Source organism: Salipiger bermudensis (assembly GCF_019801965.1).
Classification (GTDB): domain Bacteria; phylum Pseudomonadota; class Alphaproteobacteria; order Rhodobacterales; family Rhodobacteraceae; genus Salipiger; species Salipiger bermudensis_A.
In genome coordinates, this window is the sequence record NZ_JAHVIA010000009.1 from 131,852 (window position 1) to 157,200 (window position 25,349).

The following is a 25,349-nucleotide window of genomic DNA, read 5'->3' on the forward strand; positions in this document are numbered from 1 at the left end:
GGCCACGAGCCATTCGTTGTCGCCCTGTTAGTCTCGACGCATGACAGCGGTGTGACGGTTTTCCCGTCTTTTGTGATTTTGCTGATTAAAGGGTGTTTGCGCCGATTGGTGCTGGACATGGCGGCGCGCACCAACCAAGTCTGGGTGCAGGGATAGAGGAAATTCGGGTTTCGAACGAAAATGTCCAGCGATGAGGCCGCCCGCCGTCGGGATCAGATCGTCAACCTGCTGTCGGCCTATGGGGAGCTGTCCGCCAAGGCGATGGCGGAGATGCTGCAGGTGACGGTGCAGACGATCCGCTCCGACCTGCGCGCGCTGGATGACGCGGCGCTGGTGCGACGGCGCCACGGCCTCGCGCGGCTGGCGATCCCGCAGGAGAATATCGGCTACCAGCCGCGCCTTGCGGTGTCGCGCAGCGAGAAGGAACGGATCGGCGCGGCGGTTGCCGCGCTTGTGCCCGATGGTGCGTCGATCGCGCTCGGCACCGGCACCACGGTAGAAGCCGTCGCCCGGGCGCTTGCCGGGCACGAGGCGCTGTCGGTGGCGACGAACAACCTCCACGCGGTGCTGGCCCTGCGCGCGGCCCCGAAGATCTCGGTTTCACTGGCTGGCGGGCGGGTGCGGATGCGCGATCTCGACCTGATCGGCGCCGAGGCGAGCGAGTTCTACGGCAACCTGCGCCTGCAATACGCGGTGTTCAGCGTCGGGGGCGTGTCGCTCGAGGGCGACCTCCTGGATTTCAACATGGACGAGGTCCGGGCGCGTCGGGCGATCGCCGGCTGCGCCGGCCATCGCATCCTCGTCGTCGATCACGCGAAGATCGGCCGGGCCGCCGGTGTCGCGATGGGGCAGCTGTCGGAGCTCGATACCGTGGTCTGCGGCGGCGCGCTCCCGGAAACGCTGATCTCGGCCTGCAAGGACGCCGGGACGCGCGTCATCGTTGCGTAGGGTTTCGGTCGGAGCTTCAGCCCGTCACGGACAATCCCGCCGAGTGAGGCCTTGCGCCGAGCGGCAAACCCTGCACCCTTAGCGGTAGTCGCGTGCTCCGGCTGCCAACCGGGGCGCGCCTGCCCGCAGCACATCGAGGCGCCCATGACCCTGACCTCTCTCCTCCGCTCGCCGCTCCTGCATTTCTTCGTGCTCGGCGGCGCGATCTTCGCCGCCTTCGCCCTGCTCGATGACACGCCAGAGGCCGCCGCGCCGGACGCCATCGTGCTCGGCCCGGAGGAGGCCGGGCGGATCCTCGGGCGCTTCGAGCAGACCTGGAACCGTCCGCCGTCGCCGCCGGAGCTCGAGGGCATGCTCAGGGCCTGGGCGCTGGAGGAAGCCTATGTGCGAGAGGCGACCGCGCTCGGGCTCGATCAGAACGATCCGGTGATCCGGCAGCGGCTGAGCCTGAAGATGCGCTTCCTTGCGGAGAGCGCCAGCGCCGTGGCCGAGGTCGATGACGAGACGCTGCAGGCCCATCTCGAGGCCAACCCCGACAGGTTCCGCCGTCCGGCCACGCTGGCCTTCCGGCAGGTGCCGGTCAGCGCCGACGCGGCGCAGGCCACGCGCGAGGCGCTGAATGGTGGTGCGGCGCCGGAAACGCTCGCATACTCGAGCCTGCTGCCCGTGCGTTTCGAGCCGACCCCTGCGCCGGTGATCGACCGCAGCTTCGGCACCGGCTTTGCCGCGGCGCTGGCCGAGCTGCCGCGCGGCGGCTGGCAGGGGCCGGTCGAGAGCGGCTTCGGGCTGCATCTCGTCGAGGTGACCGCCTACGCCGAGGGCGGCCTGCCGGCGCTGGACAGGATCCGCGAGACGGTCGCGGCCGACTGGCGCGCCGAGCAGGGCCGCAAGAGCCAGGAGGCCTTCGCCGAGGCGCTGCTCGCGCGCTACTCGGTCGAGCTGCCCAGTGCCGAGGAGGTGCTCGCGCAATGATCCGGCTGCTCTTCGCGCTGCTGACCGCGCTGACGCTCCTGCCGGGGCTGGCGCAGGCCCACGCGCTCGATCCCGGCTATCTCGAGTTGACGCCGCTCTCCGAGGACAGCTGGCGCGTGACGTGGCGCGCGCCGGATGTCTCGGGCCATCCGATGCCGCTCACGGTGCGCCTGCCCGAGAGCTGCAGCGGCGCCCCCGCCGCGGCGCCGGTCTTCGATGGCCGGGCCTGGGTGAGCGGCTGGATCGCCAGCTGCCCCGAGGGGCTCGCCGGCGGGACGATCCGCATCGAGGGTCTGGAGGCCACCGCGACCGACACGCTGGTGCGCTACGAGCTGACGCCGGGACAAACCCGAATGCAGCGGCTGACCGCAGCGGCGACGGCTTTCGAGGTCCCGGCGCAGGCGGGAACGGTCGAGATCCTCGCGAGCTATGTCTCGCTTGGCTTCAGCCATATCCTCGAGGGGCTGGATCACCTGCTCTTCGTCTTCGCAATGCTGCTGCTGGTGCCGACCTACAAGCGCCTGTTCTGGGCGGTGACCGCTTTCACGCTGGCCCACAGCCTGACGCTGGCGGCATCGTCGCTCGGCCTCCTGCGCATCCCGTCGCCCCCGGTCGAGGCGGTGATCGCGCTGTCGATCGTGTTTCTCGCCTACGAGCTCTGCCTGCCTGCCGAGCGCCGTGACCCCCTGACCATGCGGGCGCCGTGGCTGGTCTCGTTTACCTTCGGGCTGATCCACGGGCTGGGCTTTGCCGGCGCACTGCGCGAGATCGGGCTGCCCGAGGGGGATATTCCGCTGGCGCTGTTCTCGTTCAATCTTGGCGTCGAGCTGGGGCAGCTCTTCTTCATCGCCATCGTGTTGCTGGTGGGGGCGGTGCTTCGGCTGATCCTGCCGCTGCTGGCGCGCCATGCCGAACGCTTCCGGCGCGGCGCGGGCTACGCCATCGGCAGCATCTCGGCCTTCTGGCTGATCGAGCGCATCGCCGGGTTCTGACGCCTTTATCCGGGACACGGGGCGAGGGGGCTCGTGAGGGAGTAGCGGTCGCTGGGCGCTTGAAGATGTGCGGGTAGGCGGGTGCGCGGAGGCGCCGCCATCGCCGGTCAGCCAGCGTCCAGATGACGCGCCGGCATTTCGCGGCTTCCGCCCGTGCCCTGCCCGTGCCACAAGCCTGTCATGCGGAAACGGGCGGCTCTGGCGGTGGTTCTTTCTCTCGGCGTGCTGCTGGCACTGTCGAGTGTTGTCTCCGCCATGCTCATGTCGCCCGACCGCGCCGCTGCCGGATACGAGTCCTATGCGCTCACCTTCGGCGCGGACCCTGCCGATCTTTGCGGCGATCATGCCGGCCACGCCGGGCACGATCACCATTGCCCGCTGTGCCACGGCCTCCCCGACGCGCCCGAGAGCGCCCGGGCAGAACGTCAGACCCTGCTCGAGCCGCATGAGGCCTGGCAGCGGCGGGACGATCTGCACCGCGCCGCGCAGGCGCGCAACCTTTGCCATTCCCCGAGGGCGCCACCGGTCTCCGTCTGACGGCGCTGCGCCGTCTTCTCTCCAGACATCACGCCGGGGCGGCGCGCCCGCCCGGCTCCCTTTTGCTGTGCCCGGCGGATCGTCGGGCCAATCGGACATGTCTCATGACGGATACCACCCCTCGCGCGGGCTCTGCCGCGCTCTACCGCGCCGTCTGGCGCTGGCATTTCATCGCAGGTCTGCTGATCCTGCCCTTCATCCTGATCCTCGCGATCACCGGCGCGATCTATCTCTTCAAGGACGAGATCAACGACGCCGCCCACGCCCGTCTGCGCTTTGTCAAACCGGCAGCCAGCCAGCTCGCCGCCTCGGAGATCGCCGGTGCCGCGCTCGCCGCGCATCCCGGCGAGATCAAGGCCTACACGCCGGCGGCGGCCGCCGATCGCAGCGCCGAGGTCGATATTCTCGGCCCCGACGGGCTGAAGAACACGGTCTATGTCGACCCCTATACCGGCACCGTGCTCGGCACGCTCTGGGATGCGGGCGCCGCCGGGAGCCCGGCGATGTACGTGGTGCGCAAGCTGCACTCGCTCGAGTATGTCGGCTGGCTCGGCAATCGGCTGATCGAGATGGCCGCCGGCTGGATGGTGCTGCTTGCCGCCAGCGGAACCTATCTCTGGTGGCCACGTGGCAAGACGTTCGGCACGGTGTCGATCAAGGCAAGGCGCGGACGGCCGTGGTGGCGCGATCTGCACGCCGTCACCGGGATCTACACCGCCGGGTTCATCGTGTTTCTCGCGATGACGGGCCTGCCGTGGTCGTCGGTCTGGGGCGGCAAGTTCTACGACTATGCCAACGGTCTGGGCCTTGGCATGCCCGAGGGCTACTGGTCCGGCCTGCCGCTCTCGACGGTGCCGCTCTCCGAGGCCACCGACCGCGCGCCCTGGATCATCGAGCAGCAACCGGTGCCGCGCTCCTCGGTGGCGGAGGGCGTGCCGCAGACACTCGATCAGGTGGTCGCCACGGTGGAGCGCCTCGGCATCGTGCCGGGCTACGCGGTGGCGATGCCGCGCGGGGCGGAGGGGGTCTTTACCGCCTCGGTCTACCCCGACGACATCACCTATGAGCGGGTGATCCACCTCGACCAGTATAGCGGCGCGGTGCTCTACGATGCCGGGCTCGCGGATCTCGGCACGCTGGGCCGCTGGGCCGAGTGGGGGATCTCGGTGCATATGGGGCAGGAGTTCGGGCTGGTGAACCAGATCGTGCTGCTGCTCGCCTGTCTCGCGATGGTCGGGCTCTGTCTCTCGGGGGCCGTGATGTGGTGGAAGCGCCGCCCGTCGGGGGCGCTCGGCGTGCCGCAGGTGCCCACGGACTGGCGCATTCCCCGCACGCTGCTGCTGATGGCGGTGGCGGCGGGGGTGTTCTTTCCGCTCGTCGGTCTGTCGATGCTGGTGCTGGTCACGGTCGAGATCGCGGTGCATCTGCGGCATCGTCGCCGGGCACTGGCCTGATCAGGACGGGGTGCCCGGTCCGCCGGGCGCCCCGTTTGCCTCGAAGGGCGCGATGGGCAGGCAACGCGCCCCGGGCGCCTCAGCCGTCGGAGCCCGCCACTTGCTCCGAAAGGGCGCCCGCGCCGCGGGCCTGCGCCACGTAGACCGCCACGCTCAGCAGATCCTGCGCCGAGGACAGCGCCTTGGCCTCCATCAGCTCCGCCAGCAGCGGTCCCTGCGACCAGTCCTCGCGGGGCAGGAACTGCCGGGCGACCAAAGCGGCCCCCTGCGGGCGGGCGCGGACGAAGCGCTGCAGCGTCGCGGCGATCTCGGCCCGGACCTCGGGCGGTGCGACGCCGTGCTGGATCGCCAGCGCCTCGACCACCTGCTCGAGATTGGCGAGCGGTTGCAACGGTTTGGCGAGAAACTGCTGCTCGAGCAGGTGCACGCCCTTAATGCCATCGAGCTCGATCGCGGCGGTGGCGTAGGGGCCAAGGTTGTTGGCCCATTCCCAGTCCGAGACGCGCGTCAGGAAGCCCCGCACCTCATCTCGGGCGAGATCGCTGCCGGTGAGCCCCAGCAGCAGGACGCGGATCGGCTGGTAGCCATAGGCCTGCGGCAGCCACAGGCCGCGCAGCAGCTCTTCGGGCGTCAGGCGCAGCTCCATCTGCCGCAGCAGCGTGTAGGGCGCCTTGTCGATCTCGGTCAGGGCCATCTGGCGCAGCTCGAGATCGGCGCTGTCCTGGAGCGCCGCGAAGATCGCCAGCCGCTCGGCGCCGTAATCATCGGTCCAGCCGGGCGCGCGGGCCAGAACCTCGCGCATGATCGGCCGGAACACCGGATTGACATAGCTCAGGATGGTCCAGCCATAGCCGTCATTGGCCAGCAAAACCTCGTCCTCGGGATGGGCTTGCAGCTTGCGGCGCAGATCGCTGCTGACCAGAAGATCGACCTCCGGTGGCGATCCGGCGCTGTGGATCACCTCGGTGATGTGGAAGGCATAGGGATTGTCGGCGGCGGGGCGGGCCAGCACCACCTCGATGCCGTCGACCAGCCAGTCGGCGACGCTCTTCTCGGGCAGGTCGGTGTGGAAGGCGCAGGCCAGAGACGGGGCCGTGGGGATGAGCGCAAGCACGGCAGCCAGCGCGGCGCCGACGATGCGCGGGAGAAGACGGTCAGACTTGGACAGGGCCATGCGAAACTCCCTTCGGTTGCGTCCAGTCTGCGCCGATCCCCGCGTTCTGTCCATGCGGTGGTTTGCGACGCCGCCATCGCGGGCGGGGGCTCAGCGCTTGTAGGGCTCGATGCGGTCGGCGGAGAGCGCGTAGCCCACATCGGCGAGCTGCGTCGCGGTGGCGGCGGTGCCGAACATGCCGGTGACGGTCACCGCCTCGAACAGGCCATCGGCCTCGTATGGGGTCTCGGTGGTGACGAAGATCAGCTGGTTGGCGGGCGGCGGCGGCACGTGGATGCAGGCGCCGACATACGGCACCAGCATGAAGGCGGTAACGCCGGTGCCCTCGTAATCGAGGGGAATGATGAAGCCCGAGATCTGCACCGTCTCGCCGTTCCAGTCGGTGCGCACGCCGGTCGAGATCGGCTGTTGCGCGGCGAGGTCGGATTGGTCGTGCTCGACCAGCCCCTGCAGCGCCGGCGGCAGCGCCTGCTCGCCCTCGGGCATCAGGTCGCGCCATTCCAGTACCGTGGTGGCGGCGGCGTGGAGCCGCGCGCCGGGCAGCGCGGCGGCGGCGAGGAGGCCAAGGGCGAGGTCGCGGCGGGAGAGGGAAACGGGCATCTGGGAGCCTCTGCTATCGGGTCGGAGGAAAGCGCATCATACGCGGACCATCATGCCATCGGCGAGCGACAGGCGGTAGGCCCTGAGCGCCGGCAGCAGGCTGGCGAGCGCCGCGGCGCCGACCACCGCGAGCAGCCCCCAGAGCTCGCGCAGCCCCGGCGCCTCGAGCGGCAGCCAGAGCCCGAAGGCGCTGTCGATCAGGGGCCGCGCGAGCGCCAGCGCGGCATAGAGCAATGCCATGCCGAGCCCCGCGCCGAGCGCCGCCATCAACACTGCCTCGAGCACAAGAAGCCCGAGGATCACCCTCGGACGCGCCCCCATGGCGCGCCAGATCGCCATCTCGCGACGGCGCTCGTTGAGGCTCGAGAAGATCATCGCGGTCATCCCCAGCAGCGCGGTCACCACCACCATGCCCGAGACGCCGACCAGCGCGGTCTCGGCGATGCCGACGATCTGCCAAAGCTCCTGCAGCGCCACGCCCGGCAGCACCGCGAGCAGCGGCTCCTCGGGGTAGTCGTTGATCCAGCGCTGCAGCTTGAACACCTGCAACCGCGATGTGACCCCGACCATCGCGGCGGTGATCGCTTTCGGGGTCAGGTCCATCTCGCGGATGCGCTCGACCGGCGTCGCATGACCGGGAGCCTGCGCGCCGCTCTGCCAGTCGACATGGATCGCCTCGATCGCCTCGAGGCTGACGATCACCGTCCGGTCGACCGGCGTACCGGTCTTGGCGACGATGCCCGCCACGCGGAACGGCTGATCCTCATGCGCGGTGAAGGAGGCCAGACCATGCGAGACCACGATCGGATCGCCGACCGCGTAGCCCAGCGTCGCCGCCACATCGGCGCCGATCACCGCGTCGTAAAGATCACCCAGCCCGTGACCCTGCGCGATCTTGAGCGCGCGTCCGCCACGATACTTGTAGTGCTCGAAGAAGGCCGGCGTGGTGCCCATGACGCGAAATTGCCGGTGGCTGTCACCGAGCGAGATCGGCACGATCCAGTCGATCTCGTCGCGCGCGGCGAGATCCTGGTAGCTCTGCCAGGTGACGTTGTTGGTGGCGTTGCCGATGCGGAACACCGAGTAGAGCAGCAGTTGCACCGAGCCCGAGCGGGCGCCGACGATCAGATCGGTGCCGGAGATCGTGTCGGCAAAGCTGGCGCGCGCCCCGGTGCGGACCTTCTCGACCCCGAGAAACAGCGCCACCGAGAGCGCGATGGCCAGCACCGTGAGCCCCACGGTGAGGGCGCGGGCGCGCAGCGAGCCGAGGGCGAGGCGCAGGATCATGCGGAGGCCCTTTCGGTGTGGGCGATGTCCTCGAGCCGCAGCACCCGGTCGAAGCGCGGCGCGAGGCGCTCGTCATGGCTGACCATCATCAGCGCCGAACCGGCCGCCTGTGTCTGCTCGAAGAGCACGCGCAGGAAATTGTCCTGCGTGGCGGCGTCGAGCGCCGAGGTCGGCTCGTCGGCGACGATCAGCGGCGGCCGCCCGATCAGGGCGCGGGCCACCGCGACGCGCTGCTGCTGGCCGACGCTGAGCCGCCCCGCCGGACGCTCGAGCAGCCCGGACGGCAGGCCGAGCGCGGTGCAGAGCCGCGCGGCCTCGGCGCGGGGCGCCGCGGCGCGGCTGCGGCGCGCTGGCGCGAAGCGCAGCGGCAGCAGGATGTTGTCGATGACGCTGCCATAGGGCAGCAGGTTGAACTGCTGGAAGATCACGCCGATCTCCTCGGCGCGGAAGCGGTCGCGCGCGCCGGGGCGCAGGCGGGCAAGATCTGTGCCGGCGATGGCGACTGTGCCGTCCTGCGCGGTGACGATGCCGCAGATCAGCGACAGGAGCGTCGACTTGCCCGAGCCGCTCTCGCCAAGCAGCAACACGCTCTCGCGCGGCGCGATGCGGAGCGTGGGCACCGACAGCGCGAAGCCCGCGCCGCGCTCCCAGTGGAAGCGCAGCCCGTCGATGCGCACCGCCGGGGCGGCAGGCTCAGAGCCGACCGGCAAGGTCGAGCACCGGGGCCTCGCGGGTGATTTCGATCGCCTGCGCACCCTGATCGCTCAGCAGCTGCAGCTCAAGTTCGAGCGCGTTCGGAAAGGCCTCGAAATAGCCGAAGCCAATCTGCGACAGCGCGGCGGGTGCGGTACAGTCGAGCGCATACTCGGCATGGAATTCGCTGTGACCTGCGATGTGGTCGTCGTGCTCTTCCGCGTGGTCGTCATGGCCATGATCGTCATGCGCGTCCTCGTTCTCATGCCCGTGGTCCTCGTCATGCTCGTCCTCATGCTCAAACGCGTCGGATTCCAGTTCTGCATGGGCCGACACCACAGAGCAACCCGCCGCCTCGGGCAGGGCGAAGAGCTGCAGCGGATCTTCCAGCTTGGCCAGCGCCGCCGTCACCGCGGCACGATCCGCCTCGGAGGCCGCGGCATGTTCGAAGCCCACGATATCGGCCCCGGGCGCGCGCAGCGCGATCTCGATCCGGCCGCCTTCGATCGCGATGTCGAGCGTCCCGACGCCGTGCTCATGCGCCCCGAGCGCGCGCTGCTCCTGCGCCAGAGCGGGGAAGAGGGGCGTCGCCAGCAGTGCGGCGATGGCGGTGATCCGGAGTGTCTTCATCATGGGTCCTTTCGCGTCCTTGCCGGGAGGTTTAACAGGAGAATTGTAACTATGATATAACATATCAACTCGCGGCTCGAAGGAGGCGCGTTTTTGCGGACCCCCGCGCATGGGACAGCTGCGGAGCGGGAGACGGGCGTCTTCGGATCTTGAGGTCAGGACGTGGCCGCTCGCATCGTCTTGCGGTTCGGAAGGCGGAGCTTCGTGATCGCTGGAAGGCGCGGGGCCGGCACCTCTCTCTGATCATTTGCCAGCCTGCTTTGCACTGCGCTTCGGACCTTCACCCAAGAGGTCGGACTCCGCATCGGTCTGGGAGCCGCCTCTGCCGACCCAAGCGGCTGGCCCGCGAAGGCATTACGGGCGGCGCGCAAACCTCGGGCCGGGCGGGTGCCATTCGAAACCGGCCCCGCGTGACGCGGCATGGGCCGACCGAAGGCGGGCGCGCGGGCAAAAGCCTCTGCTACCAGTCCACGTCGAACTTGGTGACAAGGGCGGAGACCTGTTCGTCGGTGAGCCGCCGGGGCGACAGGCCGCGGGTGATCATCGCAAGCTTGGCGCCGGCCTCGAGCTCCTCGATGGCGTGCACCGCCCCCTCCAGATCCTTGCCCGCGACAACGGGGCCATGATTGGCCAGCATCACCGCCGAGCGCCTTCCGGCGAGGCCGCGGATCGCATCGCCGATGGCGGGGTCGCCGGGCATGAAGTAGGGCAGCAGCTTCACCCGTCCGAGCTTCATGATCGGGTAGGGGGTCAGCGGGGGCAGGAAATCGTCTACATCGGTATCGGGCATCATCGACAGCGCGACGGAGTGGCAGGAGTGCAGGTGCACGATGGCGCCGGCCTTGCTGCGGGTCTCGTAGAATGCGCTGTGCAGCGGCATTTCCTTGGTCGGCTTGTCGCCATCGACATGCCGCATGTTGGCATCGAAGAGGCTCAGCCGCGCCGGGTCGAGCGTCAGGAAGGACGAGCCCGTGGGCGTCACCAGAAGGCCTCCGTCCGGGGTCCGGACCGAGATATTGCCGGTCGAGCCATGGGTGAGCCCCTGCTCGTAGAGGGCCGCGGCTGAGGCGCAGACCTGTTCGCGGAGGCGTGCAAGATCGCTCATGTCCGGGCCTCGAGCATCGCCAGCGCGGTTTCGAAGAAATCGACATCGCCGAAATTGCCCGACTTGAGCGCCAGCACGAGCGGCTGGCCCTCGGCGGCGACCGCGGGGACGCCGGGAGTGATTTCCGGGCCGATGCGAAGCGCGGTCAGGCCGAGCCCCTCGACGACCGCGCCGGAGGTCTCGCCCCCGGCGGTCACCAGGCGCCGGACGCCGCCCGCGACGAGCAGGCGCGCGGTTTCGGCGAAGAAGGCTTCGAGCCGTCCGGCGACGATCTCGCGCCCGTAGGTCTCCTGCGCGGCCTTCACCCTCTCCGGATCGGCGGAGGAATAGAGCAGCAGCGGGCTGTCGCTGTCGAGCGCGGCGCGGGCGGCCTCGTCCGGGGTCACGCGGCCCTGCATGACCTCGTCGGCGGTGATCTCGCGGGCCGGATTGCGCTCGCGCCAGCGCGCGATCTGGGCCCGTGTCATGGTCGAGGCAGAGCCCGCGATCAGAGCCGCCGGGCCGGCCTCGCCGCGCCAGTCTTCCTCGACCGAGTGCAGCGCCTCGGCGCCCAGCAGGTTGGCCGGAAGCCCCATCGCGACACCCGATCCGCCGGTGATCAGTGGCTGGCCTTTGGCGGCGGCGCCGATGGCGCGCAGGTCGGCGTCGCTGGTCGCGTCGATCACCACGAGCGGGCGTCCGGCCCCGGTTTCCGAGCAAAGCGCGGTCGCGATGGCCGAAGGGCCGTCGGCGACGGTGGCGGCGGGGACGTGGCCAACCGCACGGGTCGATTGCCGCGCTAGCCAGCGCCGGATGTCGGGATCCGTCATCGGGGTGAGCGGGTGGTGCTCCATCCCCGATTCCGAGAGCAGCTTGTCGTGCACGAAGAGATGGCCCTGGTAGACCGTGCGCCCGGTGGCCGGGAAGGCCGGGCAGACGATCGCCGTCTCGGCGCCGAGCCGATCCATCAGCGCCTCGGTCACCGGGCCGATATTTCCATCGGGCGTTGAATCGAAGGTCGAGCAGTACTTGAAGAAGATCTGCGTGCAGCCCTGGGCCAGCAGCCAGTCGAGCGCCTCGAGCGAGCGGCGCACGGCCTCTTCCACCGGCATGGTGCGGGTCTTGAGCGCCACGACGCCGGCATCGACATCGGCGGGCGCGTCGCCGTCGGGCACGCCGGAGAACTGGATCACCCGCATGCCGTTCTTGGCGAGCATGGAGGCGAGGTCCGACGATCCGGTGAAATCGTCACCGATGCATCCGAGTTTCATGGTCTGGCTCCCTGTCGTGTCGGTCTCGTGCGGCTGATGTCACGAGTCGTGGGCTTGGGCGGTCTCGGGCTGGCGGCGGAGCAGCGGCACCAGCACCGTCACCAGCACCAGCAGAATGGCGATTGCCAGCAGGATGGCACTGATCGGGCGGTCGAGGAACACCGACCAGTCGCCGCGTGACATCGCCAGCGACCGGCGCAGCTCGCTCTCGGCGATCGGCCCGAGAACCACCCCGAGGATGATTGCGACCAGCGGGAAGCCGACCTTCTCGAGCAGGAACCCGGCCAGCCCGAAGCCGAGCATCAGCCAGACATCCATCAGCGAGTTCTGCACCGAGTAGGTGCCGACCACGCAGCAGATCACGATGATCGGGCCGAGCACCGAGTAGGGCACGTCGAGCAGCTTGGAGAGCAGCGCGATGAACGGCTTCGAGAACACCAGGATCAGAACGTTGACGATCAGCAGCCCGACGAAGACGGCGTAGATCAGATCGGTGTTGCCGGTCATGAAGGTGGGGCCCGGGGTCAGCCCATGGACGATGAATGCGCCGAGGATGACGGCGGTGGTGCCCGAGCCGGGAATGCCGAGCGCGAAGAGCGGCACCAGCGCGCCCATCGCGGCGGCGTTGTTGGCGGCCTCCGGCGCCGCGACGCCCTCGGGCGCGCCCTTGCCGAAGCGCGAGCGGTCCTTCGACCAGCGCACGGTCTCGGAATAGGCCACCATCGCCGCGGTCGAGGCGCCGATGCCGGGAAGGATGCCGATGGCGGTGCCGAGGATCGACGAGCGCAGGATGGCGCCGCGGATCTGGCGGATCACCGGCCAGTCGAAGATGCGGATCTTGAAGCTCTTGCTGGCGAGGTGGACATCGCCCTCCTGGCTGCGCTTGAGCACCTCGGAGATCGCGAAGAGGCCGATGATCACCGGGATCAGGTTGATGCCGCTCATCAGTTCGAGATTGCCGAAGGTGAAGCGCTGGGTGCCGGTGAGCGGATCGAGTCCGACCGAGGCGATGATCAGCCCGATGCAGACGCCGATCACCCCCATGATGAGGTTGCCGCCCAGTGAGGCCACGACGGTGAGGCCGAGCACGGCGAGCGCGAAGAACTCGGGCGAGGAGAATTGCAGCGCGATGTCGGCGAGCAGGGGCGTTGCCACGATGAGCACCACGGTGCCCAGAACCCCGCCGAGCGCCGAGGAGAGGATGCCGACGCCGAGCGCCTTTCCGGCCTCGCCCTTCTGCGTCATCGGGTAGCCGTCGATCGCGGTCATCACTGCCTCGGGGGTGCCCGGGGCGCGGTAGAGGATCGCCGTGATCAGCCCCGAGAAAACGCTCGAGGCATAGATTGCGGTCAGCAGCATGAAGGCGCCGGTGGGCTCCATCGAATAGGTCACCGGCAGCAGGATGACCACGAGGATCACGCCGCTGATGCCGGGCAGGGCGCCGCCGACGAAGCCGATCAGCACGGCGGAGGCGAGGATCAGCAGGTTGATCGGCTGGAGGACGACTCCGAAGCCGCCCATCAGGTCGCTAAGCATGGGATGTCCTTTCAGCCGTCCGTCAGGGCAGCGGAATGTTGAGAAGCCGGTCGAAGACGAGGGCCACGATGGCAACGGCGATCGCGGTGTTGAGCCCCACCCGCAGCGGGCGGCGTTCGCCAAGCACGACCGTGGCCAGCGCGGCGAAGAGCGCGGTTGCCACGAGGTAGCCTGTCAGTGTCATGGTCAGCGTGTAGCCGAGCGTCAGCCCGAGGATGATCAGGTGGCGCCAGCGCCCGCCCGCGAGGTGGTCGCGCTGGACGGCGGCGTCGGGTTCGCTCGCGGGGCTCGATGCGTCTTGCGAGCCGGTGAAGGGCTCAGGGCCCTTCGTCCAGAGCAGCAGTGCCATGACGGCGAGCAGCCCGAGCATCAGGACCAGGACGCCGAAGGGCCAGGTGCGCGGGCCGATCAGGGTCGAGACCTCGTGGCTCGCCGGGAACTGCGCCGCCTGCCAGAGAAAGCCGAGCCCGGCGAGGAAGGTGACGGCGACGAAGATGGAGAGACGTATCGTCAAGGCGGAGCCTCCTGTCTGTATCCGGCCGGTGTGGCGCGGGCCCGCGGTTCATGGCGGGCCCGCGCGCAGGGATCAGTTGTCGGCCATGAGCTCCTGGAAATACGCCAGGTTCTTCTCGAGCTCGGCGCGGTATTCCTCGCTGCCAAGCCAGCCCGGTCGCACGTTGAGGAAGGTGCGTGCGGCGTAGTCCTGATAGGCTTCCGAGCCGAAGATGTCTTCGAACACCGCCTCGATGGCGCCGATGGTCTCGGGCGGGGTCTCGGCGTTGATGAACACGCCGCGCTCGTTGCCGAAGGTCAGATCCCAGCCGTTTTCCACTGTTGTGGGGATGTCGGGATAGGCCTCGAGCCGATCGTCCGCCAGCGCTAGCACCGGGATCATCTCGCCGGCGTCCATGTAGCCCTGGATGGCGCTGATCTCGTTGAACATGCCGTCGATATTGCCGCTCAGCAGGTTGGCCGAGGCAGCGCCTTCATTGTCGTAGGGAATGAAGTTGAGATCGAGCCCGGCCTCGGCATTGAGCCCGAGAAAGGCCATCCGGTCGATGCTGGCGGCGTGGGTTCCGCCGATGATCAGTTCACCGGGGGTTTCCTCGGCGGCGGCCATGAAGGCCTCGAAGCTGTCGTATTTCTCGGGGTTCACGACCAGCATCAGCACGTCTGACTGCATCCGCGCGACCGGGGTCAGCAGGTCGAGTCCGATCGGGTTCTGGCCGGCGGCGAGGCTGGTGATCAGGGTCGAGGAGGCGAACTCGATCGACTCGCCGTTCGGCTCCGACGTTGCGGTGCGTTGATGGGCGACGGCGCCGGAGGCGGCGGGCAGGTTGATGATCGTCACGTTGGTATCGAGCCGCTCTTCCAGCATCGGCTGGACGGTGCGGGCGAAGTTGTCGGTGCCGCCACCGGCACCCGCGGCGACGAAGGCGGTGATCGCGGAGGGGCTGTAGCCGTCTTGCGCGAAGGCCGGGCCGGTGATCAGTGCGAAGGCTGCGGCCGTCGCGAAGGAGCGGTAGGTGACGTTCATGGTTTCCTCCCTGTGGTTTGAACGTGTAGTTCGTTTCCCCGGTGCGGTGACACCGGAAAATGTCGTTTGCCGTCAGGCAGACAGCCTTTGTTCGGCAAGCCGTCGATCCTGCTCTTCGCGTAGGCGAAGGAGCGCGCTGTCCTGGTCGAGGACGAGGTCGCCCATCCGGATCAGCTCGCCTGCACGCACGTCTCGGGCGAGGCGGCAATTCGAGGCGATGTAGAACGGCGCAGGGGCCTGCGCATCGAGCGGGCGGCCCGGCAGCATGCGCGAGGAGACGCCCTCGATGGAATGGTGATGGCCGCCCATCTCGAGCAGGCTCCCGGCGGCGAAATCGCGATCCGCATGGGCCACGAGATCGACATGGTGACCGGGCTGGGCCGCACCCGAGGAGACGCCTTTGAGACCGATCTCGAAGATCGTCGTGGCGGCTTCCATCCCGAGCAAGTGGCGGGGAATGTAGATCATCGCCGTGCGGCCGCTGCGGCTGACCACGTGGCCCTTGCCGCGCAGCATCTCCCACGTCTCGTCATGCAGGCAGCGCACCACGACGAAGACGCCGCCGGCAAAGCTGACCTCGCCCGGCTGGCGCAGGCAGTGAAACACGTCGAGCACCCCGGCGCGGGACAGGATGCCGCCCTCGGAGGTCTCGCACAGGATCGTCGCGACCTCGTCGATGCGGGCAATGGGGCAGTGCAGGTCGGGACGGTCGGGCAGCATGGCGCAGGCATTGGCGACCAGTGTCATCTCGCAGAGATCGGGCACCGCGCGCTGCGGCAGCATGGCGGTGGCGGCGGCGCGGCGCGCGACCAGCTCGGCGCAATCGCCCTCGCCCAGCCGCTCGAGGCCGGCGAACTCGGGCACTTCGGCAACCCGTCCATCGACGCTCATAGTACCGGCGGCGCTGTCATAGACGAAATCGTATTCGCTGGATTTCCCGGCCGCGATGATCTCGAGCCCGAGCACCTCGGCCCAGGTGATCAGGCCGATCAGCAGGCTGGGCTGGTCGCCATCCACCGGCGAGACGATCAGACCGCGCTCGCGCGCCATCGCTGCGAGGCCGGGGCCTATGACGCTGTCGACCTCCTTGGAGACCATCGCCACGTGGCAGCCATTCTCGATGGCGAGCCGCGCGTGGCGGGCCCCCGGTTCCGGTGCGCCGGTGGCCTCGACCACGACATTCACCGGAAGCGCCGCGACGGTGGCATAATCGCTCGCCGCGATGAACGCCCCGGCCTCCCAGGCCTGCCGCGCCTGCTCTGCGCTGTTGCATTCACGGATGTCCGCGTCGGCCACGCCGACCGAGCGCAGGCTCTCGGCGGCGATGGCGCTGTCGCGGTCGACCGCCACCCGCACGGAAAGCCCCGGAACCACCTGCCCCTGCGCCAGAAAGCTGCGACCGAAGCCACCCGTGCCGATGATGGTGCACTCGACGCTGCGCGTTCCGCGGTCGAAATAGGCGTGATGGTTCATGCGGTCCTCCTGCAGGGCGCCCCTCTTTGCATGCAAAACCGGAGCTTTTCCCAAAATTTTCGACTTTGCGGGTCGATTTCAGCATGTGTTGCATGCAATACTGCAGTCGTCAAATGTAAATTTCACAAAGTCGTCGCATGGTGTAGGTTTTTGCATGCAATCGGGAGGCCGCATGAAGGATCAGACTGTCGAGCCGCGGCGGGGCACGCGCTCTGCCTTTGTCACGCAGCAGGTGCGCGACATGATCACCAGCGGCGAGCTGGAGCCGGGCAGCCGGATCAACGAGCGTGTGCTGGTGGAGCGGCTGAATATCTCGCGGACGCCACTGCGCGAGGCCTTCAAGATCCTCGAGGGCGAGGGGCTGATCACGATTCGGCCCAATGCGGGCGCGACCGTGGTCGTCCTCTCGACGGAGGATGTCGAAGCCTCGATCGAGGTGCTGATCGGCCTCGAAAGCATCGCCGCCGAACGCGCCGCCCGGAACGCGACGGAAGCGGAGCTCGACGCGCTGACGGATCTGCATGAGCGCATGACGCAGGCATGGCGCGACGGTGCGTTGATGAGCTATTTCCACCTCAACCAGACGATCCACCAGAAGATCGTCGATGCGGCGCAGAACCAGGCGCTGTCGCGGGTCTATGCCAGCGAATCTGCCCGGATCAGACGCTTTCGCTTCGCCGGGAATCGCGATCCCGAGCGGTGGGCGCGGGCGGTCGAGGAGCATGCCCGCATCCTCGACACGCTGCGGCGCCGGGAAGGTGCCCTGCTTCGCGAGATGCTGCGGGCGCATCACCTATCGGGCTGGGGCGCCGCGCGGCGCGCGCTCGAGATGCAGCAAGAGGTCGAGGGCCGGGGCGAGACCTAGCCGCGCCTGCCGTCTGACGGGGTCGGGCGAGGCAGGTCCGGCAGGGGGGCTGCCCTGCTGGTTGCGCCGCGCGACCTCTCTGCAAGCGACGCGAGATATGCCGCGTCCAGATCCCTCAGAAGACAGCGATGAAGCGATGTCATGGCTGGCCTGTCCGCGCTTTCCGGATCATAAAATTGCAGACGGACGCGGTGGCGCGGAGAGGGGGATGACGACACGATACGCAGATCTTCTGATGGACACGGTCTCGCGGCTGGCCGAGGCCGAGGGGCCGGATCAGACCTGGGAGGCGGCCGCCTTCGTGGCCAACAAGATCGGCGCCCGCGCCCTGACCTGTGGCGCGGTGATGCGCGACAGCCGCAACGTCGCCTGGGTGCGAAGCTCGATGAACAGCGGGTTTCTCGAGATCTTCAGCGAGGCGAAACTCTACGAGGTCGATCCGATCCAGGCAGGCGCGATTGCCGGAAGGGTGGCGCGCACGATCGATGTCGCTGCGGCGCTGCGTTCGGAAGAGGATCCGCGTGCCCGCGACCTCTATGCGCTGGCGCTCGAACATGGCTTCCGGCACTACCTCAACCACACCTGGGTCGAGGACACGAGCGAGCAGACCTTCGCGCTGGCCTGTGACGGGGATCCCTCTGAGCTGTTCGGACGCGGCACCGCGCGGGCCTTCGGCGCGATCTCTGCGGTGCTGTCGATGGCGATGCGCGCGCCCGGGGTGGTGTATCTCGAGGACCGCGCCTTCGATGCCCCCTGGTCGCGGCTCAGCAATCCCGAGAGAGACGTGCTGTGCTATCTCGGGCAGGGGCTCGATCGCGAGCAGATCGCCGACCGCCTCCTGAGGCCGCTCTCCGAGGTCAATCTGCTGTTGAGTGCCGCCTGCCAGAGGCTGGGCACGCAGCGGCCCGAACAGGCGCTGTCGCTGCTGCTGGTGCGGGGCGGGCTTTGTCTCTAGCGCTGGGTTCGGGCCATGCCTCACTCATCCTGCGCCACCGTCCGGCAGGCATGAGAACGCCCCCGCGATGTCCCGCGGGGGCGCCTTTGCGGATCTGCCGGCGTGCCGGCGGCACCCTCAGTAGGGGCTGTCTTCGAAGTAGAAGTCGTCAGCGTTCTCGGGCGTGATCAGCTCGGAGGCGATGATGAACTCGCCGCTCATCGGGGCCGCGCCGGTGATGCCCACGGCGGTCATCTCGATGGCGGTGGAGATCATCGAGGGCGGGTAGGTCACGTTGACCGGCACCGTCTTGTCGCCGTTGCGGATGCGGTCGACCATCTCCTTCATGCCGGCGCCGCCGACCACGATCATCTCGTCGGTGCGACCGGCCTGCTCGATGGCGGCCAGCGCGCCCACGGCCATGTCGTCATCCGCCGCCCAGACCGCGTCGATCTCAGGGAAGCGCGACAGCCAGTCCTGCATCAGGGTGAAGGCGGTGTCGCGGTTCCAGTTGCCATGATCCATCGCCAGCACCTCGACGCCGGAGCCCTCGATCGCCGCCTCGAAGCCCTCGACGCGCTCGTTGTCGACGGTGGAGGGGATACCGCGCATCACCACGACCTTGCCGCCATCGTCGAGCGCATCGGCGAAATACTGGCCGGCGGTGCGGCCGAAGCTGTCGTTGTCACCGGCGACGTAGAGCGTCTCGATGCCGTCCACGGCCAGGCCGCGGTCGACCACGGTGACCCAGGTGCCGCTCTCGGCGATGCGCTGGATCGGGCCGGTCAGCGGCTCGGATTCAAAGGGCAGCACGACCAGCGCATCGATGCCGCGGGTGGCCACCATGTCCTCGAGATCCGAGACCTGGGTGGCGGAATCCGGCGTCGTGGTCAGCACGAAGCTGTGCTCGGGATAGACCTCCTGCAGGCGTTCGACGGTGCGCTCGGCGTGGTAGTTGAGCGCGCCGGCCCAGCCGTGGGTCGCCGCCGGGATCGAGATCCCGATGGTCTCGGCCTGCGCGGTGCAGGCCAGTGCGCCAATCAGCGCGGTGGTTGCGAAAAAGGTCTTCGTCATCTGGTGGTACCTCCCATGGAAAAGACGACGTTGCAGTCAGGCGGTCTCTCAGCGGTCGCTGGCGCTCTTGCGCTGCATGACCACCGCGAGGATGATGACAGCCCCCTGGATCGCTCCGTTCAGGTAGGGGCTCACGAAATCGGTGAGGTTGAGGATGTTGCCGATCAGGCTGAGGATCAGGACGCCGACCACGGTGCCCCAGACCCGGCCGAAGCCACCCTTGAGCAGGGTGCCGCCGATGATCACCGCGGCGATCGCCTCGAGCTCCCAGAGCAGGCCGGTGGAGGCCGAGGCCGAGCCGAGGCGCGGCACGTACATCACCACCGCGAAGCCCACCAGCAGCCCGAGCAGCGCATAGGTGGCGAGCCGGACCTTCAGTACCGCGATCGAGGAATAGCGCGCGACGCGCTCGTTGGAGCCGATGGCGGCGCAATGGCGGCCGAAGGCGGTGTGGCGCATGACGATCTCGCCGATGATCGCCACCACGGCGAAGGCGATGATCGGCCAGCTGATGCCGGCGATGCCGCCGTAATAGACCGGGCGGTAGAGCTCGCGCATCTCGAAGCCGAGGCTCAGCGTGCCGCCATCGGCCAGCCAGGTGATCAGCGAGCGGTAGATGCCCATTGTCCCGAGCGTCACGATGAAGGCCTCGATGCCGACCCGTGTGATCAGCACGCCGTTGATGATCCCGGCGATCAGCCCGGCACCGAGCGCCAGAGCGATGCCCAGCAGGATCACCGGAAGGCTGACGCCCATGTTCTCGGTCAGGGTGTTCATGGTCAGGATCATCAGCCCCGCCACGAAGGCCGCCATAGAGCCGACCGACAGATCGAGCCCGCCGGCGGTGATCACGAAGGTCATGCCGACCGCGATGATGCCGATGAAGGCCGAGCGCGCCAGCACGTTGGTGATGTTGGCGTAGCTCAGGAAGTTGGAGTTGAGCGCCATGCCGATCAGGATCAGCGCGATGAGCGCAACGACGGGGCCGATCACCTGGAGGTCGATCTTGCGGCCCGCGCCCTGCGAAGTGGATTTCGATGCCGTGGCCATGGTCATGCTACCGCCTCTGTACTGGTCTCCCCGAGGCCCATCGCCAGCCGGACGATGGCCCCCTCGTTCACGTCGTCTCCCTGCAACTCGCCGACCACGCGCCCGTCATGCATGACCAGTGCCCGCGAGACGATGCCGATCAGCTCGGGCATCTCGGAGGAGATCATGATGATGGCGTGGCCCTCGGCGGCGAGCCGCGAGATCAGGCCGTAGATCTGCTGCTTGGTGCCGATGTCGATGCCGCGGGTCGGCTCGTCGATCAGGATCACCTGCGGTTTGCTGAGCAGCGTCTTGGCCAGCAGAAGCTTCTGCTGGTTGCCGCCCGAGAGGTTGCCCACCGGCATGCCGCGCTCGGGAATGCGGATGGCAAACTCCTCGATGGCGCGGTCGAGCGCGGCCTCCTCGGCCTTGCGGTCGATCAGCAGCTTGCCGAAGCGGTCGAGCAGCGCCAGCGTCAGGTTCTCGCGCGCGCCCTTGTCGAGCAGCAGCCCGGCGTTCTTGCGGTCCTCGGTGAGATAGACCAGCCCGCGCTCCATCGCGGTGCGGACCTCGCCCGCAGGCAGCGGCTCGCCCATCAGGCGCACCTGCCCGGTGCGCGGGCGTAGCCCGGCGATGGCCTCGGCCAGCTCGGTGCGGCCAGAGCCCACCAGCCCGCCGATGCCCAGCACCTCGCCGCGGCGCAGGGTGAGGCTGGCATTCTCGATGATGCCCGGCACCGAGAGCCCCTCGACCTCGAGCATGACCTCGTCCTGCGGCACCGCCTTGGCCGGATAGAGATCCGAGAGCTCGCGGCCCACCATGGCGGCGGCCATCTCGTCCTCGGTGATATCGGCGACCATTTCAGAGCGCACCATGGCGCCGTCGCGGAGCACCGTGACCCGGTCGCAGACGCGCTTGACCTCGGAGAGCTTGTGCGAGGTGTAGAGGATCGCCACGCCCTCGTCGCGCAGGCGCTCGATCTGGCGGAACAGGATCTCGCAGTCCCGCTCGGTCAGGACGGCGGTGGGCTCGTCCATGACCAGCACCCGCAGGTCGCGCGAGAGCGCTTTGGCGATCTCGACCATCTGCTTCGACGGCACAGAGATCCGCGACACCTGCGCCGACGGGTCGATATTGCATTCGAGCCGGTCGAGCAGCTCGCTGGTGCGGGCGCGCATGGCCTTGTGATCGAGGCGCCAGCCGCGCTTCAGCTCGCGCCCGAGAAAGACGTTCTGATCGACGCCGAGATGCTCTGCGAGGTTGAACTCCTGGTGGATCATCACGATCCCCAGCGCCTCGGCATCGTCGGAGCTCTGGAAGCGGATCGGTTTGCCCTGCCACAGCGTCTCGCCGGCGGTGGCGTCGTAATAGCCCGCGATGATCTTCATCGTGGTCGACTTGCCGGCGCCGTTCTCGCCGATCAGGGCGTGGATCTCGCCGGGCCGAAGCTCGAAATCCACCCCGTGCAGGACCTGGACCGGCCCGAAGGACTTGTCGACGCCGCGCAGTGCAAGGATCGGGTCAGCCATGGCGCAGCTCCACCCAGGCGCTGTCGGCTGCCGCCGAGCGGATGCAGGCGTCGATGAACTCGAGCCCCTCGACACCGTCGCGGATGCCGGGCAGCAGGGTCTGCTGCGGCGCGCCCGCCTGATGCGCGCGGATCGCGTCGGCGGCCTCGGCGTAGATATTGGCGAAGCCCTCGAGATAGCCCTCGGGATGGCCCGGCGGAACACGGCTTCCTGCCATGGTCTCGGCACCGCGGCGCAGCTTCTGCGCAGGCTCTCCGAGCTTGGTGAACCACAGCGTTTCGGGTGTCTCGTGGGCCCATTCGAGCCCGGCCTCTTCGCCGTAGATCCGCAGCTTGAGGCCGTTCTCTGTGCCCGGTGCCACCTGGCTGCACCAGAGCGCGCCCTTGGCGCCGGAGGCATAGCGCATCATGATCTGGGCGTTGTCGTCGACCGCGCGGCCGGGGACGAAGCTGGTCAGGTCCGCCGCCAGCCGCTCCGGCGCCATGCCGCTGACGAAGCGGGCGAGCTGGAAGGCGTGGGTGCCGATATCGCCGATCGAACCGCCGGCACCGGCCTTCTTCGGATCGCCGCGCCACGCCGCCTGCTTGCTGTCGCTGGGCTTGGCCAGCCAGTCCTGCGCGTATTCCACCTGCACCAGCCGGATCGGCCCGAGATCGCCGCGCGCCACCATCTCGCGCGCCAGCCGCAGCTGCGGATAGGCCGAGTAGTTGTGCGTCAGCACGAAGAGCGCGCGGGCCTCTTCGGCGATCCGCGCCAGCGCGCGGGCGTCTTCGAGGGTCGAGGTCATCGGCTTGTCGCAGATCACGTGGATGCCGGCCTCGAGAAACGCCTTGGCGGCAGGGAAGTGCACGTGGTTGGGCGTGCAGATCGACACCGCCTCGATGCCGTCGGGGCGGGCGGCTTCCTCGCGCGCCATGACGGCGAAGTCGTCATAGGTCCGCTCCGGCGCGATGCCGATCTCGGCGGCGCTCTCGGCATTGCGTTCGGGCGTGGTCGACAGCGCGCCGGCGATCAGTGCGAAGCGGTTGTCGAGCCGCGCCGCAATGCGGTGAACGTTGCCGATCATCGCGCCCTTGCCGCCGCCGACCATGCCAAGCCTGATGGGGGTGTGGGTCATTCTGTCAGCCCTCCAGCCCGAGCATCCGCAGGTTGGCGGCGTGATCGGTGCCCGCCGCCGCGAAATCGTCAAACGCGTGCTCGGTGACGCGGATGATGTGATCCTTGACGAACTGCGCGCCTTCGCGGGCGCCGTCCTCGGGGTGCTTGAGGGCGCATTCCCACTCGACCACCGCCCAGCCGTCGAAATCCATCGCCGCGAGCTTGGCGAAGATCGCCTTGAAATCGACCTGCCCGTCGCCGGGGCTGCGGAAACGGCCCGCCCGGTCAACCCAGGACTGGAAGCCGCCATAGACGCCCTGCCGCCCGGTGGGGCGGAACTCCGCATCCTTGACGTGGAACATGCCGATGCGCTCGGCGTAGATGTCGAGATGCGCGATGTAGTCGAGCTGCTGCAGGATGTAGTGGCTCGGATCGTAGAGCATCATCGCCGCCGGGTGCTGGTCGACCCGGTCGAGGAACATCTCGAAGCTGGCGCCGTCATGCAGGTCTTCGCCGGGGTGGATCTCGTAGCAGATCTTCACACCCTTCTCGGCGGCGTGATCGAGGATCGGGCGCCAGCGCCTCGCGAGCTCGTCGAAGGCCGCTTCCACCAGCCCCGCGGGGCGCTGCGGCCACGGGTAGAGATAGGGCCAGGCCAGCGCGCCCGAGAACGCCGCCATGCGGTCGATGCCGAGATTGGCCGAGGCGTCGATGGTCTTGAGCACCTGCTCGACCGCCCATTCCTGCCGCGCCTTGGGATTGCCGTGCAGCGCCGCCGGGGCGAAGCCGTCGAAGGCTTCGTCATAGGCGGGATGGACCGCGACGAGCTGGCCCTGGATATGGGCCGAGAGCTCGCTGATCGTGACGCCGTTGGCGGTCGCCGTGCCGGCGAGCTCCTGGCAGTAGTCGCGCGAGGTGGCGGCGAGATCGAGATCCATCAGCCCGGCCTCGCCGGTCGGCACCTGCACCCCGAGGTAGCCGCAGCCGGCGGCCCACTTGGTGATGTTGTCGAAATTGTCGAACGGCGCATCGCTGCCAACGAATTGCGCAAGAAACAGGCCGGGGCCTTTCAATGTCCGCATGTGCCCTCCCAGGTCGCCGATTGTCGATGTAATCGGTTACATGCATTGCTGACACACTCTGAAAAGGTTTTCAATACCGTTTCAAAGTCGTATTGTCGCATCTGAATGAGAGGAGAGATGCGTTGAAAGATCCCGATCAGGCCCCGCGCATCCACGACGTCGCCAAGCTGGCCGGGGTGTCGGTGGCGACCGTCAGCCGCGTGTTGTCGAACCCGTCGATCGTTGCCGAGCGCACCCGCCTGGCGGTCGAAAAGGCCGTCGCGGAAACCGGTTACACGGTCAACGTCATGGCGCGGAACCTGCGCCAGCAGCAGGTCGGCGGGGTGCTGGCCCTGGTGCCGAACCTCGCCAACCCGTTCTTCTCGGCGATCCTTGCAGGCATCGCTGACGCGCTGCGCGAGGAGGGGCTGAGCCTGCTGGTGCTCGACACCCGTCGCGCTGATACCGGCTCCGCCACCGGGGGAATTCGCTCCTACCTGACGCGCTCGCGCGCCGACGGGCTGATCGTGCTCGACGGCAGCCTCGACCCGGAGCTGTTCAGCCAGCCCTCCTGCCCGCCGGTGGTGCAGGCCTGCGAGTGGATCGACGGGCTGGCCGGGCCGCGGGTGCTGGCCGACAACGAGGCCGGAGCGCGGCTCGCGGTCGAGCATCTGCTCGGGCTCGGGCACCGCAGGATCATGCATGTGACCGGCCCAATGGAGAACACCCTGTCGCAATCGCGCGCCGCGGGCGTGGCGCAGGCGCTCGAACCCCTGGGGCTTGCGCCGGTGGCGCGCATGGAGGGGGCCTTCACCCTGGCCTCGGGCCACGCGGCGGCGGCGGCGCTGATGGCCGAGCTGGAGCGGCCGACCGCGGTGTTCTGCGACAATGACGAGATGGCGATCGGCCTGATGGCCGGCCTGCAGGCGCGCGGGCTGCGGGTGCCCGACGACATCTCGATCGTTGGCTTCGACAATATCGAGATCGCCGCCTATGCCAACGTGCCGCTGACCACGATCCGCCAGAAGCGGGCACATCTGGGACGCAGCGCCGCCGAGATGCTGCTGAAGCACCGCGCCGCGCCGAAGCTTCAGGAAGAGCTGATCCTGCCGGTCGAGCTGGTGATCCGGCAGAGCACGGCGCCCTTGCCGCCGGCCTGATCGCCGGGGGCGGCCTGTCCTCGGGCGCGAGGCGGGCCGGGAGGAGGCTGCGCAGCCACCGCACGCGCGCGTCGCGGCAGGCGGTGCTGCTGCGTTGTAATCGCACTGGCGCCGCAAAGCAGACGTGTCAGCACGTTTCGCACTGGTCGCGAAGCCCGATCGGGCAGGGCGTCAGGCCTATGCTGACGGACCTTCCGAGCCCCCAGCTTACGAGACGGCCGTCGATCGCCGTGCCCTGGAGGGCGTCCGAATCGGCTGCGCTGCGCTTCGCGGAGTTCGGCGTGAGCGTCAGCATATCCTGGCGTTCGGGCGGTTCCCGACAGGAGGCCGATACTATTTTTCCGCCGTAGCGCCAAATGCAGGCCGAGTTACAGGTTTTGATTTACTTCGCCTTTCGGCGCGCACAGCACA

At 68.4% G+C, this 25,349-nt stretch carries 24 protein-coding genes; 8 read left to right on the forward strand and 16 right to left on the reverse strand.

Annotated elements, in window-relative coordinates; translation table 11 throughout:
* Positions 1–180: 180 nt before the first annotated feature.
* From KUV62_RS19590 to KUV62_RS19610, 5 genes are all read left to right on the forward strand, one after another.
* Complete coding sequence (locus KUV62_RS19590) at positions 181–948, forward strand: DeoR/GlpR family DNA-binding transcription regulator (protein WP_222605428.1); 768 nt, start codon at positions 181–183, stop codon at positions 946–948.
* A 144-nt stretch (positions 949–1,092) separates the two neighbouring features.
* Positions 1,093–1,920 (forward strand): peptidyl-prolyl cis-trans isomerase, encoded by an 828-nt coding sequence (locus tag KUV62_RS19595; RefSeq protein ID WP_222605429.1) that lies wholly within the window; start codon positions 1,093–1,095, stop codon positions 1,918–1,920.
* Complete coding sequence (locus tag KUV62_RS19600; protein ID WP_222605430.1) at positions 1,917–2,912, forward strand: HupE/UreJ family protein; 996 nt, start codon at positions 1,917–1,919, stop codon at positions 2,910–2,912. The genes KUV62_RS19595 and KUV62_RS19600 overlap by 4 nt, the downstream gene beginning before the upstream one ends.
* A 180-nt stretch (positions 2,913–3,092) precedes the next feature.
* Positions 3,093–3,449 (forward strand): hypothetical protein, encoded by a 357-nt coding sequence (locus KUV62_RS19605; protein ID WP_222605431.1) that lies wholly within the window; start codon positions 3,093–3,095, stop codon positions 3,447–3,449.
* 104 nt (positions 3,450–3,553) lie between these two features.
* Positions 3,554–4,903, forward strand: a complete 1,350-nt coding sequence (locus KUV62_RS19610) for a PepSY-associated TM helix domain-containing protein (protein ID WP_222605432.1) — start codon at positions 3,554–3,556, stop codon at positions 4,901–4,903.
* Between the two features lie 79 nt (positions 4,904–4,982).
* On the opposite strand, the gene KUV62_RS19615 is transcribed toward KUV62_RS19610, so the two are convergent.
* The 11 genes from KUV62_RS19615 to KUV62_RS19665 all read right to left on the reverse strand — a co-directional run bounded on the left by KUV62_RS19615 (position 4,983) and on the right by KUV62_RS19665 (position 16,188).
* Complete coding sequence (locus tag KUV62_RS19615; RefSeq protein ID WP_222605433.1) at positions 4,983–6,077, reverse strand: hypothetical protein; 1,095 nt, start codon at positions 6,075–6,077, stop codon at positions 4,983–4,985.
* 90 nt (positions 6,078–6,167) lie between these two features.
* Positions 6,168–6,677 carry a DUF3299 domain-containing protein gene (locus KUV62_RS19620; RefSeq protein ID WP_222605434.1) on the reverse strand — a complete coding sequence of 170 codons (510 nt, stop codon included), beginning with the start codon at positions 6,675–6,677 and terminating at the stop codon, positions 6,168–6,170.
* Positions 6,678–6,713: 36 nt separating this feature from the next.
* Positions 6,714–7,964: an ABC transporter permease gene (locus tag KUV62_RS19625; protein WP_222605435.1), complete on the reverse strand. Its 1,251-nt coding sequence runs from the start codon at positions 7,962–7,964 to the stop codon at positions 6,714–6,716.
* On the reverse strand, positions 7,961–8,674 hold the full coding sequence (locus tag KUV62_RS19630) for an ABC transporter ATP-binding protein (protein WP_410000879.1): 714 nt from the start codon (positions 8,672–8,674) through the stop codon (positions 7,961–7,963). The genes KUV62_RS19625 and KUV62_RS19630 overlap by 4 nt, the downstream gene beginning before the upstream one ends.
* Positions 8,658–9,290, reverse strand: coding sequence for a zinc uptake protein ZrgA (locus tag KUV62_RS19635; RefSeq protein WP_315901603.1), 633 nt, complete (start codon positions 9,288–9,290; stop codon positions 8,658–8,660). The genes KUV62_RS19630 and KUV62_RS19635 overlap by 17 nt, the downstream gene beginning before the upstream one ends.
* A 457-nt stretch (positions 9,291–9,747) precedes the next feature.
* Positions 9,748–10,392, reverse strand: coding sequence for an aldolase (locus tag KUV62_RS19640; RefSeq protein ID WP_222605436.1), 645 nt, complete (start codon positions 10,390–10,392; stop codon positions 9,748–9,750).
* Positions 10,389–11,642 (reverse strand): 3-oxo-tetronate kinase, encoded by a 1,254-nt coding sequence (gene otnK / locus KUV62_RS19645; protein ID WP_222605437.1) that lies wholly within the window; start codon positions 11,640–11,642, stop codon positions 10,389–10,391. The genes KUV62_RS19640 and otnK overlap by 4 nt, the downstream gene beginning before the upstream one ends.
* 39 nt (positions 11,643–11,681) lie before the next feature.
* Positions 11,682–13,178, reverse strand: coding sequence for a tripartite tricarboxylate transporter permease (locus KUV62_RS19650; RefSeq protein ID WP_222605438.1), 1,497 nt, complete (start codon positions 13,176–13,178; stop codon positions 11,682–11,684).
* Positions 13,179–13,200: 22 nt separating this feature from the next.
* Complete coding sequence (locus KUV62_RS19655) at positions 13,201–13,692, reverse strand: tripartite tricarboxylate transporter TctB family protein (RefSeq protein ID WP_222605439.1); 492 nt, start codon at positions 13,690–13,692, stop codon at positions 13,201–13,203.
* A gap of 72 nt (positions 13,693–13,764) precedes the next feature.
* Positions 13,765–14,715, reverse strand: coding sequence for a Bug family tripartite tricarboxylate transporter substrate binding protein (locus KUV62_RS19660; RefSeq protein ID WP_222605440.1), 951 nt, complete (start codon positions 14,713–14,715; stop codon positions 13,765–13,767).
* Positions 14,716–14,787: 72 nt separating this feature from the next.
* On the reverse strand, positions 14,788–16,188 hold the full coding sequence (locus KUV62_RS19665) for an NAD(P)H-dependent oxidoreductase (RefSeq protein ID WP_222605441.1): 1,401 nt from the start codon (positions 16,186–16,188) through the stop codon (positions 14,788–14,790).
* A gap of 172 nt (positions 16,189–16,360) precedes the next feature.
* Here KUV62_RS19665 and KUV62_RS19670 point away from each other — a divergent pair, with 172 nt between their 5' ends.
* Together KUV62_RS19670 and KUV62_RS19675 are read left to right on the forward strand one after the other, a co-directional pair.
* A complete protein-coding gene (locus KUV62_RS19670) occupies positions 16,361–17,053 on the forward strand; it encodes a GntR family transcriptional regulator (RefSeq protein ID WP_222605442.1) in 693 nt (230 codons plus the stop codon).
* Positions 17,054–17,261: 208 nt separating this feature from the next.
* Complete coding sequence (locus tag KUV62_RS19675; RefSeq protein ID WP_222605443.1) at positions 17,262–18,008, forward strand: helix-turn-helix transcriptional regulator; 747 nt, start codon at positions 17,262–17,264, stop codon at positions 18,006–18,008.
* Positions 18,009–18,125: 117 nt separating this feature from the next.
* Here KUV62_RS19675 and KUV62_RS19680 read toward each other — a convergent pair whose 3' ends face one another.
* The 5 genes from KUV62_RS19680 to KUV62_RS19700 are packed head-to-tail and all read right to left on the reverse strand — an operon-like array spanning position 18,126 to position 23,799.
* Positions 18,126–19,061 carry an ABC transporter substrate-binding protein gene (locus KUV62_RS19680; protein ID WP_222605444.1) on the reverse strand — a complete coding sequence of 312 codons (936 nt, stop codon included), beginning with the start codon at positions 19,059–19,061 and terminating at the stop codon, positions 18,126–18,128.
* A 48-nt stretch (positions 19,062–19,109) separates the two neighbouring features.
* Complete coding sequence (locus KUV62_RS19685; protein ID WP_222605445.1) at positions 19,110–20,117, reverse strand: ABC transporter permease; 1,008 nt, start codon at positions 20,115–20,117, stop codon at positions 19,110–19,112.
* On the reverse strand, positions 20,114–21,619 hold the full coding sequence (locus KUV62_RS19690) for a sugar ABC transporter ATP-binding protein (protein ID WP_222605446.1): 1,506 nt from the start codon (positions 21,617–21,619) through the stop codon (positions 20,114–20,116). The genes KUV62_RS19685 and KUV62_RS19690 overlap by 4 nt, the downstream gene beginning before the upstream one ends.
* Entirely contained in the window at positions 21,612–22,736 is a 1,125-nt protein-coding gene (locus KUV62_RS19695) for a Gfo/Idh/MocA family protein (protein ID WP_222605447.1), read from the reverse strand. Before KUV62_RS19695 ends, KUV62_RS19690 begins: the two co-directional genes overlap by 8 nt.
* 4 nt (positions 22,737–22,740) lie before the next feature.
* Positions 22,741–23,799 (reverse strand): sugar phosphate isomerase/epimerase family protein, encoded by a 1,059-nt coding sequence (locus tag KUV62_RS19700; protein WP_222605448.1) that lies wholly within the window; start codon positions 23,797–23,799, stop codon positions 22,741–22,743.
* Positions 23,800–23,921: 122 nt separating this feature from the next.
* On the opposite strand from KUV62_RS19700, the gene KUV62_RS19705 reads away from it, so the two are divergent.
* Positions 23,922–24,938, forward strand: a complete 1,017-nt coding sequence (locus KUV62_RS19705; RefSeq protein WP_222605449.1) for a LacI family DNA-binding transcriptional regulator — start codon at positions 23,922–23,924, stop codon at positions 24,936–24,938.
* Positions 24,939–25,349 lie beyond the last annotated feature (411 nt).

What these genes read in the sequence shown, in the direction of transcription:
- KUV62_RS19590 (WP_222605428.1), top strand. Translation starts at nt 181, where the DNA reads ATGTCCAGCGATGAGGCCGCCCGCCGTCGGGATCAGATCGTCAACCTG.
- KUV62_RS19595 (WP_222605429.1), top strand. Translation starts at nt 1,093, where the DNA reads ATGACCCTGACCTCTCTCCTCCGCTCGCCGCTCCTGCATTTCTTCGTG.
- KUV62_RS19600 (WP_222605430.1), top strand. Translation starts at nt 1,917, where the DNA reads ATGATCCGGCTGCTCTTCGCGCTGCTGACCGCGCTGACGCTCCTGCCG.
- KUV62_RS19605 (WP_222605431.1), top strand. Translation starts at nt 3,093, where the DNA reads ATGCGGAAACGGGCGGCTCTGGCGGTGGTTCTTTCTCTCGGCGTGCTG.
- KUV62_RS19610 (WP_222605432.1), top strand. Translation starts at nt 3,554, where the DNA reads ATGACGGATACCACCCCTCGCGCGGGCTCTGCCGCGCTCTACCGCGCC.
- KUV62_RS19615 (WP_222605433.1), bottom strand. Translation starts at nt 6,077, where the DNA reads ATGGCCCTGTCCAAGTCTGACCGTCTTCTCCCGCGCATCGTCGGCGCC.
- KUV62_RS19620 (WP_222605434.1), bottom strand. Translation starts at nt 6,677, where the DNA reads ATGCCCGTTTCCCTCTCCCGCCGCGACCTCGCCCTTGGCCTCCTCGCC.
- KUV62_RS19625 (WP_222605435.1), bottom strand. Translation starts at nt 7,964, where the DNA reads ATGATCCTGCGCCTCGCCCTCGGCTCGCTGCGCGCCCGCGCCCTCACC.
- KUV62_RS19635 (WP_315901603.1), bottom strand. Translation starts at nt 9,290, where the DNA reads ATGATGAAGACACTCCGGATCACCGCCATCGCCGCACTGCTGGCGACG.
- KUV62_RS19640 (WP_222605436.1), bottom strand. Translation starts at nt 10,392, where the DNA reads ATGAGCGATCTTGCACGCCTCCGCGAACAGGTCTGCGCCTCAGCCGCG.
- otnK (WP_222605437.1), bottom strand. Translation starts at nt 11,642, where the DNA reads ATGAAACTCGGATGCATCGGTGACGATTTCACCGGATCGTCGGACCTC.
- KUV62_RS19650 (WP_222605438.1), bottom strand. Translation starts at nt 13,178, where the DNA reads ATGCTTAGCGACCTGATGGGCGGCTTCGGAGTCGTCCTCCAGCCGATC.
- KUV62_RS19660 (WP_222605440.1), bottom strand. Translation starts at nt 14,715, where the DNA reads ATGAACGTCACCTACCGCTCCTTCGCGACGGCCGCAGCCTTCGCACTG.
- KUV62_RS19665 (WP_222605441.1), bottom strand. Translation starts at nt 16,188, where the DNA reads ATGAACCATCACGCCTATTTCGACCGCGGAACGCGCAGCGTCGAGTGC.
- KUV62_RS19670 (WP_222605442.1), top strand. Translation starts at nt 16,361, where the DNA reads ATGAAGGATCAGACTGTCGAGCCGCGGCGGGGCACGCGCTCTGCCTTT.
- KUV62_RS19675 (WP_222605443.1), top strand. Translation starts at nt 17,262, where the DNA reads ATGACGACACGATACGCAGATCTTCTGATGGACACGGTCTCGCGGCTG.
- KUV62_RS19680 (WP_222605444.1), bottom strand. Translation starts at nt 19,061, where the DNA reads ATGACGAAGACCTTTTTCGCAACCACCGCGCTGATTGGCGCACTGGCC.
- KUV62_RS19685 (WP_222605445.1), bottom strand. Translation starts at nt 20,117, where the DNA reads ATGACCATGGCCACGGCATCGAAATCCACTTCGCAGGGCGCGGGCCGC.
- KUV62_RS19690 (WP_222605446.1), bottom strand. Translation starts at nt 21,619, where the DNA reads ATGGCTGACCCGATCCTTGCACTGCGCGGCGTCGACAAGTCCTTCGGG.
- KUV62_RS19695 (WP_222605447.1), bottom strand. Translation starts at nt 22,736, where the DNA reads ATGACCCACACCCCCATCAGGCTTGGCATGGTCGGCGGCGGCAAGGGC.
- KUV62_RS19700 (WP_222605448.1), bottom strand. Translation starts at nt 23,799, where the DNA reads ATGCGGACATTGAAAGGCCCCGGCCTGTTTCTTGCGCAATTCGTTGGC.